12 protein-coding genes are annotated in these 16,313 nt (G+C 38.2%); 4 read left to right on the top strand and 8 right to left on the bottom strand.

What is annotated here, in order from left to right; translation table 11 throughout:
- Positions 1 to 27: 27 nt before the first annotated feature.
- The 4 genes from IPH66_11770 to IPH66_11755 form a co-directional block, all read right to left on the bottom strand.
- The gene (locus IPH66_11770; protein MBK7130025.1) at positions 28 to 768 is read right to left on the bottom strand and encodes an electron transfer flavoprotein subunit beta/FixA family protein; all 741 of its coding nucleotides are present in this window, start codon (positions 766 to 768) and stop codon (positions 28 to 30) included.
- 310 nt (positions 769 to 1,078) lie between these two features.
- Positions 1,079 to 1,612, bottom strand: a complete 534-nt coding sequence (locus tag IPH66_11765) for a glutathione peroxidase (protein MBK7130024.1) — start codon at positions 1,610 to 1,612, stop codon at positions 1,079 to 1,081.
- A gap of 323 nt (positions 1,613 to 1,935) precedes the next feature.
- A complete protein-coding gene (locus IPH66_11760; GenBank protein MBK7130023.1) occupies positions 1,936 to 4,326 on the bottom strand; it encodes a TonB-dependent receptor in 2,391 nt (796 codons plus the stop codon).
- 147 nt (positions 4,327 to 4,473) lie between these two features.
- Positions 4,474 to 4,923, bottom strand: coding sequence for a hypothetical protein (locus IPH66_11755; GenBank protein ID MBK7130022.1), 450 nt, complete (start codon positions 4,921 to 4,923; stop codon positions 4,474 to 4,476).
- A 170-nt stretch (positions 4,924 to 5,093) separates the two neighbouring features.
- Between IPH66_11755 and IPH66_11750 the strand changes: the two genes are divergently transcribed.
- From IPH66_11750 to IPH66_11735, 4 genes are all read left to right on the top strand, one after another.
- A complete protein-coding gene (locus IPH66_11750; GenBank protein ID MBK7130021.1) occupies positions 5,094 to 6,269 on the top strand; it encodes an aminotransferase class V-fold PLP-dependent enzyme in 1,176 nt (391 codons plus the stop codon).
- Positions 6,262 to 6,693: a VanZ family protein gene (locus tag IPH66_11745; protein ID MBK7130020.1), complete on the top strand. Its 432-nt coding sequence runs from the start codon at positions 6,262 to 6,264 to the stop codon at positions 6,691 to 6,693. The genes IPH66_11750 and IPH66_11745 overlap by 8 nt, the downstream gene beginning before the upstream one ends.
- An 85-nt stretch (positions 6,694 to 6,778) precedes the next feature.
- The gene (locus IPH66_11740) at positions 6,779 to 10,144 is read left to right on the top strand and encodes a T9SS type A sorting domain-containing protein (GenBank protein MBK7130019.1); all 3,366 of its coding nucleotides are present in this window, start codon (positions 6,779 to 6,781) and stop codon (positions 10,142 to 10,144) included.
- Positions 10,145 to 10,406: 262 nt separating this feature from the next.
- On the top strand, positions 10,407 to 13,964 hold the full coding sequence (locus IPH66_11735; protein ID MBK7130018.1) for a leucine--tRNA ligase: 3,558 nt from the start codon (positions 10,407 to 10,409) through the stop codon (positions 13,962 to 13,964).
- Between the two features lie 33 nt (positions 13,965 to 13,997).
- Here the strand turns inward: IPH66_11735 and IPH66_11730 are convergent, their stop codons facing one another.
- From IPH66_11730 to IPH66_11715, 4 genes are all read right to left on the bottom strand, one after another.
- The gene (locus tag IPH66_11730) at positions 13,998 to 14,309 is read right to left on the bottom strand and encodes a hypothetical protein (GenBank protein MBK7130017.1); all 312 of its coding nucleotides are present in this window, start codon (positions 14,307 to 14,309) and stop codon (positions 13,998 to 14,000) included.
- 111 nt (positions 14,310 to 14,420) lie between these two features.
- A complete protein-coding gene (locus tag IPH66_11725) occupies positions 14,421 to 14,906 on the bottom strand; it encodes a hypothetical protein (protein MBK7130016.1) in 486 nt (161 codons plus the stop codon).
- On the bottom strand, positions 14,906 to 15,688 hold the full coding sequence (locus IPH66_11720) for a hypothetical protein (protein MBK7130015.1): 783 nt from the start codon (positions 15,686 to 15,688) through the stop codon (positions 14,906 to 14,908). The genes IPH66_11725 and IPH66_11720 overlap by 1 nt, the downstream gene beginning before the upstream one ends.
- Positions 15,685 to 16,311: a hypothetical protein gene (locus IPH66_11715; protein ID MBK7130014.1), complete on the bottom strand. Its 627-nt coding sequence runs from the start codon at positions 16,309 to 16,311 to the stop codon at positions 15,685 to 15,687. The genes IPH66_11720 and IPH66_11715 overlap by 4 nt, the downstream gene beginning before the upstream one ends.
- Between the last annotated feature and the right edge of the window lie 2 nt (positions 16,312 to 16,313).

Below are 16,313 nucleotides of genomic sequence, written 5' to 3'. Positions count from 1 at the left end.
AAATATTTTTTTCTGAAAGATTTTTTATTAAATAACTTTTGCCTCCGTGTGTAACAGGTTCACTAATTCAGCCATATTATCAGCACTGATTATTTTGCAAGCAGATTTTGCTTTAGGCAATTCGTATGAAACAAACGTAACCAATTCATCACAAGCAACCGGTTCAATTACCTGCAGCGGTTTTGTGCGAGCAGCCATAATACCGCGCATGTTTGGTATGCGTTGCTCAGCCATTCCTTTTGCTGCACTTATTACAAATGGCGTGTTCAGTGAAACTACCTCAACACCACCGGTCATCTCTTTATGAATAGTTGCTGTATTACCCGCTAATTCCAGTTTTGTTGCCAATGAGATATAGGGTAAATTCATCAATTCTGCAATCATGCCACCAACTTGAGAGCCGTTGTAATTGATTGTTTCTTTCCCGGTGAAAACGATATCAAATTCACCTTTTTTTGCGTAATCGGCAATTTGAAATGCAATAGCGTAAGCATCGTTTGCAGATCCATTAATTCTCACCGCATCATCTGCGCCAATGGCAAGGGCTTTTCTAATCACAGGTTCATCATCAGCACCACCCACGGTGATTGTAGTAACTGTACCGCCTAAAGTTTCTTTTAACTCAAGGGCACGCACCAAGGCATACCATTCGTCATAGGGGTTGACAATATACTGAACTCCGGCCTCATTGAATTTGGTATTGTTGTCAGCAAATTCAATTTTTGTTGTGGTGTCCGGAGCTTTTGAAATACAAACTAAGAATTTCATCTTTCAGATAATTAAAATAAGAGGCGGCAAATTTACCAAAAAAGTGATTTAAAGACCTGAATTTAGTAATAAAATACAAGGTAAAATGAATCACTGCATTGATTTGCAAATAAGTGCAGTTGATTTTCTTAAGAAATTAAGCAACCGAACCCTGAGAAAATCTCTGAGATAGTAGATTAAAAATTTTTACGTGCTTTCGGCTCGACTTGGAACCTAAGCATACTTGAATCATTTCAAATAAAATCCGATTGTTGAGGTTTTACGCTCTTTCTTAAATGCGAGTTTAGTTACTAGAACACCTTAAATAGACCTATAGCAATTTAATAATTTTCTTGTCTCCCGGTTTTACGGTGCTTCTGAAACGAGCAAGCAAGGTTCCGTTTTCATCAAGCAGAAATTTTTCAAAGTTCCATTTAATAGCACCTGTGAAAGAACTGTTTGGCTGTTCAGTAAGCCATTTAAATAGTGGATGAATATCATCTCCGTCAACTGATACTTTTTCAGCCATAATAAAGCTTACGCCGTAATTTTTTTTACAAAACTCGGCAATCTCCCCATTACTCCCCGGTTCTTGCCCACCAAAATTGTTAGCAGGAAAACCAATGATTTCAACTTTGTCTTTGTATTTGACATACAACTTTTCCAAATCTTCATATTGTGGGGTAAAACCACATTCACTGGCTGTGTTCACAATCAGAATTTTTTTGCCTTTAAAATCTGCGAATGATTTTACCTCTCCATCAATGGTAGTGAATGAAAAATCATGTATGCTGGTTTGTGCAGTTGTTGTCATGGAAGAAAATAGAATTAAAAGAATAAATATGGTATTGTACATTGCTTTCATAGGGATGTTTTTTAATTTAACGGTTCAGTGATGTTTTTGTTTGGTACGAGTGAATATTTCATACTTGATGAGTTTCAAAATTACTTAAATATAGATTGAGTGATGGAGGTAAAACAAGGCATAGAAATATTTTGGGGGTAGTGGGACACGAGCAGGATGCTCACGCCAGCGGGATTTGAACATGAGCCGAATGTCGGCGCCGGCGGATTACATCATCGTTTTCGCTGCAAGCTACAGGAAATTAAACCAAACTATCTGGTTCGTTGTTGCGGAATGTGAAATAGCGGTAGTTCTTTTTGTTTGCTTGCAATTGTGTGTGCTGATTACATCCCATCACCGCCATCACCAAAATCAGGGCGCTCATTTTTTCCTTTTTTCTGATTGATGCGGTAAACAAAATTCAGGGTGATTTGTCTTGATCTCCACTGGAACTCGCTGTAAGAATAGAAATATTCTGATTCTACCGTGTTTCTTCGCTTTCTTGAGTTTAAAATATCTCTGGCGTTGAGTGACAAGGTGCCATTACCTTTTAAAATATCTAATGACCCCGATGCATCCCAAAAATATTGAGCTTTTGCTGATCCTTGATTTGTTGATTGAGGCGACTCATAAGTAAACGATGTTTGAATAGAAATTTTACGATTGATATTGAATTTTGAACTTGCCTTGCCTGACCAGGCGTACACGTCGTTTGTATATAGCACTTCATTGTATGTGCCTTCTGAAATTGCACGATATAGGTTTAGACTGCCGCTAATATTCCACCATTTATACATTTCGTATGAGCCTGAAATCTCTACACCAAACGCATCTCTATTACCAAGATTTACGGGTGTTCTATAGGTCAGTCCGGTTGAATCGGTTAACAATATTCGATCCATTACATCTACCGTGTGCCGGTAATATAATGAAGTGAGCATGGACCCCTTTTTCCAATATTTAAGATGACCCAATTCGTATGAGCCCGCATATTCAGGATTGATATTTGGATTTCCACTTTCAAAATTTCTTGAATCTCTGAAGGTATAAAAAGGAGTAAGCCACCAATATCGTGGTCTGCTAATACGTCTTGAATAACTTACTTGCAAATAATTGTTCTTCTTTAGTTCGTAAGATACATGAACACTTGGAAACAACCGTAAATAGCGGCGTTGATTCGTTGTGTCCGTTACAACTAATTTTGTAGTTATGTTGCTGTATTCTGCTCTTAATCCAAGCTGAACGCTAAACTTTTTATACTTGTTGCCTGCCATGATGTAGGCAGCGTAAATATTTTCTATATAATTCAATTGATTATTAAACAAATCATTGGTTTGCCAATCTCCGCTCACACTATCTTCCAATAAATAATCACTATACAAACTGCGCAGATTAACCTTTGCCCCTATTTCAAATTTCCCCTCTTCACCAAACGGGTACACATAATCCGTTTGAAAAAGCCAGTTGCTTTCATTCTCATTATTTGTTGTGCGTTGAAAAATTGGAATCAACAGCACATCATTAGTTAATTCTGTTAACAAGCTTTGCTCATTATCCAGCGTATATCCTTTGCGAACATCAACAGTCCAAAGGCGCTCCTTTTGATCAAAGGTTTTTCTGAAATTCAAATTGATGTCCAAAGAGTTTCCGTAGTCTGTTTCAACTTCATCTCGTGTCACTGAATTAATTAATTGTTCTGCCGAATCTAAATCTTCATACACAATACTACTCCAGTTATCACCATTTGAGAACTGCATAGATGAACTCAGCGTCAGCGAAATTTTTTTTGTAAAATTAAAATCTACACCAGCATTTATATTGTGATTAAATCCACCTCGCTCATGTTCACTTTCTGACCTATACAAATAAGCGGTATCCGGACTATCAAACCGTTGGTACGTATATCCCATTCCGGGTGAACGCTGCCTGCCAAAGCCATAGCCTAAAAAATAATTGACTTTTTTAGTGCGAAAGTTCACATTAAAACCGGCTCCGTATTGAAAAGGATAAGCCACCCGTGCATTGAAACTTCCGTTAAATCCGCGGTTCAATTCTTCTTTAAGAATGATATTAATTATACCCACCTCGCCTTCGGCATCATATCGCGCAGATGGATTAGTGATCACCTCAACACGTTCAATCATGCTTCCATTAATTTGCCTTAACGCATCAGCATTATTTAAACCCAACAAAGCACTTGGTTTTCCGTTTATGAGAATGCGCACGTTTTGACTGCCTCTTAACGTTACGTTTCCTTCAGCATCTACCGAAATGGACGGAATATTATCTAAAATTTCTGATGCGTTCAACCCAACGTTAGACAAGTCTTGTTGAATGTTGAAAACACGTTTGTCCAATTTCAGTTCCATTTGAGGTTTCTCCACGGTGACGTCAACAACATCCAACATTTCTGATTTTGTTTTCAGAGAAATTGTATCTAAAACAATCATCCCATCATCAATCAAAATAGTTGAAATAGTTTGTTCTTCAAATGATAAAAAGCGAACCTTCAGATAATAATTCCCGGGTGATGTATACAAGATAAATTGACCAGAATCATTGGTTGATGCACCATCTTTCAATGTAGAATCAAGGAGTGTGTATAATAAGATAGTTGCATAAGGAACAGCGTTTCCTGCCTCATCCGTTACAACGCCCTGCAATCCTGTCTTTTTTCCCTGACTGAATACACTTGCACTCAACACAAGAGAAAGAAGTAAGATGTAATTTTTCATGCATGGTAAAGGTAAGGCGGATTTTGAAACAAGGTTTTGACACGGCTTATTTTTTCCCTTCCTAAGCAGGGTTTAAAAATTAATTTGAATCAGAAAGTTGAGGGGAAAGATTGTTACAATTCCAAAAAGGCAGACGAATAAAATCCCCTATCCCTGCGCAATACCATCAACCGTATTCTGATTATCCACCGGTGGTGTGGCTACTTTAGATTTCATGAAGGCTGCCAATATAATCAGCACAAAACTACCAACCCAGGCATAAAAAGCTGTTCCAACTGATAATTTACCCACTGTTTCACTTGCGCCAACAAAACCTTTGCCGGCAGCAAGAAAAGCACAAGCAATGAGCAGAGATAAAATTCCAAAAATCATGGCTGCTTTAGGTTTAGGATTTTTGCGTTTGATAAACATAATAATAGCTAACAAATACGTGATGTTAGCAAACCATGACACGGCAGTAGGCACATCATTTGCGCCAACCATCCATCCGCCAAGCAATGCCCAGTATGCTTGCAAATCCGGCTTTTCAGCATAAACCGGTAAAAACAATGAAACTACAAAAAGGGTGATAGAGCCAAGAAAAAGTAGACGATGCATGGTAGATAAATTTGGGTAAATGTAATGATTCGTGAATTAATTCTTAAACTTGGTATTCAACATTTCATTCACATGAACATTAACTTGAAAATTGTCCATTCAAAACATCCGACAAATTAAGCTATTGAACTAATCGCACCTAAGGCATCTATTAATAAAAAATGAAAAACATGAAATCACTTTTTTATCTTAATTCAGACATTACCTATCTCAATCACGGTTCATTTGGCGCATGTCCAAAACCAATATTTGAAGAGTATCAGAAATGGCAACTGGAACTTGAGAAAGAGCCTGTAGATTTTATTACTGTGCAGTCTCCGCTTCTACTGAAAAAATCTCGTGAAGCACTTGCAAACTATATGCATTGTCATGCAGATGATTTAGTTTATGTACAAAATCCATCCACTGCACTAAACATCATTATAAAAAATTTAAAGTTGGAATCCGGTGATGAAATACTCACCACCAACCATGAATATGGCGCTATGGATCGCACCTGGAATTATTACTGCAGAAAAGCCGGGGCAAACTATGTTCAACAAAAAATTTCATTGCCCCTGCTTTCAAAAGATCAGTTTATTGAAGAGTTTTGGAAAGGGTTGAGCGCAAAAACAAAAATTGTATTCATTTCACAGATCACCAGTCCAACAGCTTTAATTTTTCCGGTGAAAGAAATTTGTGAACGGGCAAAACAATTAGGATTGATGACAATTGTAGATGGAGCACATGCACCTGTTCACGTGCAGGTAAATTTGTCTGAGTTAAATGCTGATGTTTTTACCGGAGCATGTCATAAATGGATGCTTACGCCAAAAGGCTGTAGTTTTTTGTACGTAAAAAAAGAAATTCAGCACCTCTTCGATCCGCTTATTATTTCATGGGGTTATGAAGCAGAATTCCCATCTCAATCACAATTTTTGGATTATCATGAATATCAAGGAACACGAGATATATCAGCATTTTTAACTGTGCCTCGAGCACTGGATTTTTTAGCCGAACATGATTGGGCAACGCATAGTAAAAATTGCAGAACCATGATACAGCAAATTTATCCTGAACTCTGTGACTTGCTAAAAACAGAACCCATCACGGCGGTGAGTGATACTTTTTTAGGGCAAATGTGCAGCATTCCAATTCAAACACCAGATGTTATTCAACTGAAAAACCATTTGTATGAGAAGTATAAAATTCAGATACCGATTATGAATACCAAACTTGAATTCAATGGCAGAAAAAATTTGCAACTCATCCGTGTTTCATCACAGGTATATAATAGTATGGATGACATTGAAAAACTGAAGATGGCCTTGGTTGAGATTAGAGATAAAACAAATTTACTTGAGTAAGAATAGCAATCATAAAGGCAAAAATATTTTTCTAATTACGCTGTATTTAGCAAGCGTAATCTATCTGCTTTTTTTCGCCCCCTTCCGTCAAGGTACCAATACATCTGTCAATCTCATTCCGTTTAAAAGTACGTTTGAATTAACCGTCTATACCTTTACAACCGGACATGGTATTTGGCATTGGATAATCAATGTACCCGGCAACATTGCGGCGTTCATTCCGTTGGGTATTATTCTTTCAACTATCCGATTCAATAAATACATCGTGCTTCTATTCATTATTCTCATTCCTTGTTTGCTTGAGTTTTTTCAATATATTTTTGAAAAAGGATCATGCGATATTGATGACGCCATCTTGAACGCTGTCGGAATTTTTACAGGAATTTTATTTCGTGAAAAATATTTGAGGCAACGTGCAAATTAATTTTTCGTTTGTAAGGGGAATAAAAAAATAATTCGGCGATCTCAAATCACTTGGTGATAAAATGTCTGACCCAAAAAATTCTTCAATGAAAAAACTCATTCTTGCTCTTCTCTTATTCACCGTGCAATTCACTGCATGGAATCAATGCAACGTAATAGCCACAGCCATGCCTCAACCGGCAAGTTGTCCGGGCGTTTGTGACGGGTCAATTGTTTATGTGTATCAAAACATGAACATGCCATCACCGGGTTCACCTTATATTGTAATTCTACAAGATGGAGCAGGTAATACCCTCAGCATTCAAACCTACGTAACGGAAATCACCACCATTCCATTTACCAATCTTTGTGCAGATAATTATACGATCACAGTACAAGGTACATCATGCTCATATACTTTGTCCACAACAGTAACTGAACCGGCAGAGATGATCATTAGCACAAACACCACGGATCCATCTTTTGGATTAACTAATGGCAGCGCTGAAATTTTTGTCATTAACGGAACTGCACCTTACTCATACAGCATTGATGGTGGAGTATCATTTCAATCAACAAATTTATTCACAAATCTTTCAGCAGGCACATATTCTGTTGTTGTCATGGATGCTAATGGATGTGAACAAACTTCTTCATTTACCTTGACAGATGCGAGCGCATGTTCGCTGGTAGCAACGGCTAATCCAACCGGTATGGTAAGTTGTTACGGTGCATGTAACGGTGGTTTATATTATGCGTATTTTGATTCCAATAATGATGGTCCGTATCAAGTTGAATTAATTTTGAATGGCAATGTTGTGCAGACAGCAACCAATGCTTCATCCAACGGAACAGGAACATTTACTAATCTCTGTGCAGGTATTTATACCGTTGAAGTTACATCATCTCAAGGTTGCACGGGTACTTATTTTATCACCATCACTGAGCCTTCACAATTGTTAGTGACAAGTGTTGTTACTACAGATGCAACAACAGGATTAAACAATGGAACAGCAACCATAACTGCAACCGGAGGATGGCCTGTTTATTCATACAGTTTAGATGGCATCACATTTCAATCAAGTAATTTATTCACCAATTTAGCTGCCGGAGTTTATATAGCTTACGTGCAAGACAACGCCGGTTGCATCAGCATTTTCACTTTTGTGATACAAGAAGACCCGGGATGTTTTTTCAATTTGAATACAACAAGTACTTCAACATCGTGCGCATGGACATGTGACGGTGAAGTGAATTATATTTTTTCAGGATCACCAACTGATCCACCATTTTACATCCTACTTGAAGACAGCACGGGCGCTACTATTGCAAGTGCTACCAGTCCAAATCAAACCGTGAGTTCATCGTTCACCGGATTATGCGCAGGCAATTATACGCTCACGGTAAGCAATTCATCAGGTTGCGCTGAGGTGAGTAATTTTACCGTCACATCACCTGATCAATTACTCACTACAGGTTCTTCATCACCGGCAACACCCGGCAATAGTGACGGTTCAGTAACCATTACAGCAAGTGGAGGAACAGCCCCATATCAATACAGCATAGACAATCAAACTACTTGGCAAAGCGGAAATACCTTTAGCGGTTTATCAACTGGCGTTTATATAATTTATGTGCAAGATGCGAACGGTTGTATGTCTATCATCACCATTTTGGTAAATGAAACTTCAACGTGTAATTTCTTTTTATTCGCCACAGCCAATTCAACCACTTGTGCTTATAGTTGTGATGGAACCGTTATTTACAGCTTCAATGATGCAATGAATAATCCACCGTACACCATTGAACTCATCTCTGGCGGAACAGCGCTATCAACCGGTACAACCATGTCAAACGGAGGAAGCGGAACATTTACAAATTTATGTGAGGGCATTTATACTGTTGAAATAACAGATGCTGATGGCTGCACTGATCAAGTGGATGTTTATGTGGATGCGCCCGATTATCTCACCGTTACTTCAGTTGACGTTACCAATGCAAGTGCAGGAAATTCAGACGGAATTGCTCAAGTAAATATTTCAGGTGGAACTGCACCATACCAATTTTCTTTTGATGGCGGCACAACATGGTCTTCATCAAATCCAATCACAGGTCTGGCTGCCGGATTTTATATTATGCATGTGGAAGACGCAAATGGTTGCACAACAATTTTCTGTTTTGTTGTGAATGAAGATCCGGGATGTACTATCAATACTACTCTATTTCCTGCTTCATCTATATCATGCTATGGCGCTTGTGATGGTGCTTTGAATTATGCTTATGTGGATGCAGGCAATAATCCTCCCTATACAATCACGCTTAACCTGGACGGAACTCTACATTCAACCAGCACACAAACTGCTAACTCATTCAGCGGCACCTTCAGTTCACTCTGTGGAGGCAATTACAGCATCACGGTAACTGATGCCAGTGGTTGTTCATCATTTGTTTCAAACTATACGCTCACTGAACCTGATCAAATTAATGTCAACGTTTCAGTTACTGATGCATCAACCGGCAATAACAATGGACTTGCTGTTATTAATGCAAGTGGTGGTACCGGTCAATATGCGTATAGCTTAGACGGAATCAATTTTCAATCATCTAATGTTTTTGATACGTTATCTGCCGGTATATATATAGTTTATGTTGAAGATGAAAATGGATGTACAGAAATTTATACGTTCATGGTAAATGAAAATACATCATGCAATATTGTGTTAACAGCATTTAATACTGCCGGTGTAAGTTGCGCAGGTTCGTGTTCAGCATCTATTGGTTTTGCATTTAATGATGTAAATAATAATCCGCCATATACCGTGGCACTCACAAATTCAATGGGCGGAAGCACATCACAATTATTTACTACAGGTAACGCAGGTTCAGGTTCGTTCACCAACGTGTGTGCAGGCCTTTATGTAGTATCTGTTACTGATGTTAATGGTTGTTCATCATATTATACCATTCAGGTAATTGAACCGGATTTTATGATGGTTGGCGGATCACAAATAAATGCAACTGCCGGTAATTCTGACGGGTCAATTACCTTGAACGTTAGTGGTGGAACTGCTCCATACCAATTTAGTATTGACAATCAGGTAACATGGCAAACATCCAATGTGTTCAGTAATCTGGGTGCTGGCTTTTATATTATTTATGTGAAAGATGCAAATGGCTGTACTCAAATAATTTGTTTTGTACTGGATGATTCTAACGTATTAAGCGCTGAAAATATGAATCAGAAAAATATTGTTGTCTATCCGAATCCAACATCTGATTATGTTTTCATTCCGCTTACTGATCTCCAAAAAATCACCTTATACAACCCTGCCGGACAAGTTGTAGAAATCCATCAAACCAATTCAGATAATGGAACTACACTCCATATGGAGCCGCTTGCCGATGGAATCTATTTGCTTGAAATAAATACCCTCTCTGGTGAATCATTTAGAGCAAGTATTATAAAACAGTAAGCGTTTGAATTTTGTTATAGGACAATTGAATTTTCTTAACCTTCTCGTCAATTTTCAGCCCGACTTGTTTTGTGTGCAGATTTGATAAGCAGACTAATCCGCTGATTTGACTATCACTGGCAGTGTTTAACATCACCCATCTTGAAAACCACTTTCAGAAAAAATCTCACATCCATGGAGTCATATCCTTGCAAGCATATATTCCTTAAATTTGCCGCAATACATTCAGACGTGCCGTTTGAAGACAAGCAATACTTATCAGATGGAATACAGTTTCAGAGAAATAGAAAAAAAATGGCGTAAAAAATGGGCTGACAATAAAACGTTCAACGCAGACGATGATCAGTCAAAACCAAAATATTATGTATTGGATATGTTTCCGTATCCATCAGGAGCGGGTCTGCACGTGGGCCATCCGCTAGGGTATATTGCATCTGATATTTATGCAAGATATAAAAGATTACAGGGCTATAATGTCTTGCATCCGATGGGATATGATTCATTTGGTTTACCTGCAGAACAGTACGCAATACAAACAGGACAACATCCGGAAAAAACAACCAGAGAAAATATTGCGCGCTACCGTGATCAATTAGATAAAATTGGATTTTCATTTGACTGGGATCGTGAAGTAAGAACATCAGACCCGAACTATTATAAATGGACCCAATGGATTTTTATTCAGTTGTTCAACAGTTGGTATAATCCACGAACCAATAAGGCCGAGAAAATTGAGACGCTCATTTCTATCTTTGAAAAAGAAGGCTTCAGCGGCACTGGTTGTGATATTCTGACAGGTGATATTGAAAAAGATTTACATCCATTTACAGCAGAAGAATGGAAAAAATTTGACGAAAAAAAACAGCGAGATATTCTGATGAATTTTCGTCTCACATATCTCGGTGAAGCTTACGTAAACTGGTGCCCTGCATTGGGAACCGTGTTAGCAAATGATGAAGTAAAAGATGGTTTCAGTGAGCGTGGCGGACACCCCGTAGAGCGCAAACTAATGAAACAATGGAGCATGCGTATTACCGCATACGCACAACGCCTTCTTGACGGATTAGAAACTATTGATTGGAGTGAAAGCATAAAAGAAGCACAGAGAAATTGGATTGGACGTAGTGAAGGGGCGTTGGTTAGGTTTATAATCCTATCCTCGATCCTTTCCGCAGGAAAGGATGCCAGTACACTTGGTAACTTGCCTAATGGCACAGTAGAAATTGTTGAAGAAGAACGTCCGCGATATCTAAACGGCAAATCTGAAGTTGCCAGAATCAATTTGCATAGAGCAAAAGAAATGCGGCAAAATCCAACACCTGCAGAAAAGAAATTATGGGGTGAACTAAAAACAAAACAACTCGGTGTAAAAATTAGACAACAACATCTGATTGATAAATACATTGTTGATTTTGTGTGCATTTCAAAACGATTAGTAATAGAGGTAGATGGTGATATTCATGATCTTCAAATAGACGAAGATTTGTTGCGCACTCAAGAATTGACTAGAAAGGGTTTTAAGGTTATTCGGTTTAGAAATGAAGATGTATTAAATCAAATTACCGATGTAATTAATAAAATTAAAGAAGAGCTCCTAGCGCTTCCGTCACGTTACGATGACACCAATGAAATGAGTGAATCAATATCAGTAGAAGATAGCGCAATCACTTATATACAAGATGACGGCACGTCTTCAACCCACGCTGGCATCCTTCCCCCCGGGATGGACCGAGGATGGGAAATAGAAGTTTTCACCACTCGCCCCGACACCATCTTCGGCGTATCTTTCGTTACGCTAGCGCCAGAGCATGAATTGGTTTCACAAATTACCACGGCTGAGCAAAAAGCAGAAGTTGATGCGTACGTCAACAAGGCAAAAAACAGAAGTGAGCGAGAACGAATGGCTGATGTCAACACCATCAGTGGAGTTTTCACCGGTGCATATGTAATTCATCCGTTTACGGGTAATAAAATTCAGGTTTGGGTTGGTGATTATGTTTTGGTTGGATACGGAACCGGCGCAGTAATGGCCGTGCCCGCACATGATGAGCGCGATTATAAATTTGCCAAACATTTTGGACTGCCAATCACACAAGTCATTGAACCAACACAGGAACATGACTTTGAAAAAAATGCGTGGTGTGAAAAAGAAGGAAAACAAATTAACTCAGATTTTCTGAACGGGTTAGATGTTAAAGACGCAATTAAAAAAGCAATTGAAGAAATTGAAAAACAAGGCTTAGGTAAAAGACAAATTAACTATCGTTTGCGTGATGCAGTGTTTGGAAGACAACGCTACTGGGGTGAACCAATTCCGGTTTATTATGTAAACGGAACGCCTTACGTTCTGAATGAAAATGAACTGCCACTCACCTTACCTGAAGTAGATAAATATTTACCTACAGAAGATGGAGAACCACCTTTGGCGAGGGCTAATAATTGGACATATCAAAATCAATTTGACTACGAACACTCCACCATGCCAGGTTGGGCCGGATCGTCATGGTATTTTCTCAGATACATGGATCCAAAAAATATCGGTGAATTCGTTTCAAAAAACAAAGCCGATTATTGGGGACAAGTTGATTTATACATTGGCGGATCTGAACATGCTACAGGTCACTTATTGTATTCACGGTTCTGGAATAAATTTTTGTTTGATCTCGGATATATTTCATTCGATGAACCGTTCAAAAAACTGATTAATCAGGGAATGATATTGGGTAATTCAGCTTATGTTCATGTTGTGTTGCCGCAAACTGAGGGACATATTCCGTTTACCCTTTCAGCGCATCACGGACATCATGATGAGATTATTAAAATTGAAGAAAAATTTCCGGGAGCTCAGGTTTCAGCGCGCAAAGTTTTGTTGATTCCTGAAGAGGTGTATGAGTACATTAAAAAGCATGGTGCGCATCCGGATGTGGATGCTTGGTTCAAAAAAGAATTTGCTCAATTTGGTGAAAATATGCTTGCTACTTATTCTGCGGGTAATGCCATCAGAACTGCCATTGACGTGAGTTTGCCGGAAGGCGATAAATTGAAAGATCTTGAAAAACTCAGACAATGGCACAGGCAATATGAGTACGCTGAATTGTTGTATGAAGGAGATTATATCTGCTCACGTGAAGTTGAAAAAATGTCCAAATCAAAATACAACGTTCAAACCCCTGATGAGCTGGTAGAAAAATTTGGCGCTGATACTTTGCGTTTGTATGAAATGTTTTTAGGTCCGCTTGAGCAGGCTAAGCCTTGGGATACGCAAGGGATTAATGGAGTACATAATTTTTTAAGAAGATTCTGGAGACTATTTCATAATGACAAAAATGAATTTGAAGTAACAGATGGTGAGCCGTCAAAAGAATCATTAAAAACTCTTCACAAAACCATCAAAAAAATTCAAGATGATCTGGAACGTTTTTCATTCAATACCGGTGTTTCAAATTTCATGATTGCAACCAATGAATTCACAGATCAGAAATGTAATAACCGTGCTATACTGCGTGACATGTTGATTCTGCTTTCATCTTACGCACCACATATTGCTGAAGAACTATGGGAAAAAATTGGTGAAAAAGAAAGTATTACCTACGCGCAGTTTCCAAAATTCAATGCAGAATATCTGGTAGAAAGTTCATTTGAATATCCGGTTTCATTTAATGGAAAAATGAGGTTTAAACTGGAATTACCTCTCACCTTAACTGCTACTGAAATTGAAAAAGAAGTAATGGCACAAGCCAACACAACAAAATATCTTGAAGGAAAATCACCGAAGAAAATTATTGTAGTGCCGGGGAAAATTGTGAATGTGGTGATGTGATTGATAAATGCTGATACTAGGAAATTTTATCCCCTAAACCATCAAAAAATAAATGCCCACTGCCATCATTTCAAACAAGGCAACTGATAGAAAAACTACGATGAAATAAATTTTTCCCGTACAGGTTGTTTTATAATTTTGCCTGTCCTTGCAGAAATAACGACTCCTCTTTTCTGTCCGGTTGTCAGAATTTGTTTGGGTGTATTTTTCATATCCCAAAACACATCCCCTGAACAACCCAATAGACTGAATCACTTTGATAGTAAATCTTGGAACCAATGAGGCAAGATTGAATCCAAGAACCAATCCAATCAATAACGCTATGACCATCAGATTAATAACCATAGAATGAAAGTACGAAATATTTTTAAACTGAGAAGAAAATGAGAAAATTTGTACAGCTAGTGCAAGGGGGGGACCGAGTAATGCTGGGACTGAACAAATTTTATAGATAGCTTAGAGACGCTCTAGAATGAAAATTTCTTTGTAGCTCAGGTATTGGCCGTTTGTGCCGTCTGCTATTACAAATTGTATTTCTATTTTATTCCGTTTCACTTTATTGACCGTGAAAATTTGGTATGCTGATCCAATAAATAAATCTTCGTGCACTGTGAAACGTTGAGCTGACCTATCAGTGTACCAAAATGTAGCACCAGCCTCAACAGGTAATCCTGCAGATTGCAAAAAACTACTGAAGCCTAACGGCCAAGCTGTGTTCATTTCATACTCCATGTAATTGTATGAATCACTGTTATTATCAGTCAACAGCCATACACCCAAATCTGTATAATCTCTTGTGGAGTCTACTTGGTTATTGCTGTAAAATTCTTGATGAAGTGACACCATATTCCAAGCGCCGGCAAAATCATATCTCACCAAATCTGCTTTGCCACATGAAGTGAACAAGATGATAATACCGGCTATGTAAAAAATATGCTTCATTAAAAATTCAATTGATACCGCAGACCAATTTCAAACCGTAATCCATTCATGTCAGTTTTTACGAATTTATCTACCGGATAGGTGAAAGAACCTTGCAATGACATCCACTCACCATAATCAAGCGGCAAGCCTTCAGGCGTGTGGTAGTATGCATCCAAACTTTTGTCCCAATGCCATTCATCCATAGTGAAATTTATTTTTGCAAATGATCCAAACAAATAATCAAGATGGGTATAAATCATAAATCCACCACCTAAACTAATAGCTGCGCTTAGATCAGCGACATAAGAGAAGTGAAGTCCTTCATACATGCCGTTTAGCAATTTCTCTTTGCCAATACTTATAGTACCATCAGCATATTCATAATATGATGTGATAACATCTTTACCCAATGCCATACCTACACCAAGATGAAATGCAAACTCTTCTAAATTTTTTCCAAAACCACAAGTCACTGTTGACATAAATTGAGTCAGATCCAAATGTCTTTTTCCACCGGAATTATATACTGCGGTTGTGTTTGCTTTCACATCACTAAAGCGCAAAGCACCAAAAAATCCACCCACTTCAAAATCCATTCCTGCACCCCAACCGTACGTCATACCTAAGTCATCTAGCGGTTCAGTTATAATAGATTCATGGTACGCATTAAATGTGCTGACAAATTCATCAAATGATTTGGATGATACTTTACCTGATCTGAATCCAACTTCAAAACCCATTTGAGAAAATGTTGCCAGTTGAAAACCAAAAAATCCGATTAATAAAATTCGTTTCATCATCTTTCCCAAACGTAACTCAAATTAATTCCAACATTGTCAGACCTGTGGGTATGCCCTAATACCCCAAATTTGTCAACAAACCAACTCATTTGAAAATAAGGTCTCAATTCAAATACACCCACTCTAATTGGAGCAAAAAATGTAAACCCGCCAAACCAGGTATTCATTCCGTAATACTTTTCCCACGCCGGGTCATCACTGCTAATGCCATTTTTTTTCATTGCTCTGAATCTACCCACATCCATTGATACCCCGATTTTCATACTTTCACCACCAAACGCAAATCCAAAATTGATTGTACGCAATTGCATTTTGAGTTTATAATCATACGTTTCACCATCTGACCCAACGTAATCATATTTACTTGTGCTCATTGTTTTTTGTGTGAATAAAAATTCAGCCAAAACATTCTCATCTTCCATTCTGAAACCCAAACTTGGGCCACGCAGAAAATTTGGAATTTTAAACCCGGGCATTACGTTTCTATAACTATATTCCAGTATTTCAAAATTTCGTTGGGGGGTTGTAAACATGCCGGCGTTATAGCCAAAGGCAATATTAACTTGCGCTTGTCCGGCAGCACTAATTAAAAGAAAAGACAATAAAAAAACTATCTGTTTCACTC

Source organism: Crocinitomicaceae bacterium, assembly GCA_016708105.1.
Lineage (GTDB): Bacteria > Bacteroidota > Bacteroidia > Flavobacteriales_D > Crocinitomicaceae > JADJGJ01.
The sequence above is the reverse complement of the archived record's forward strand: the minus strand, read 5'-3'. Positions and strand labels throughout refer to the sequence as shown.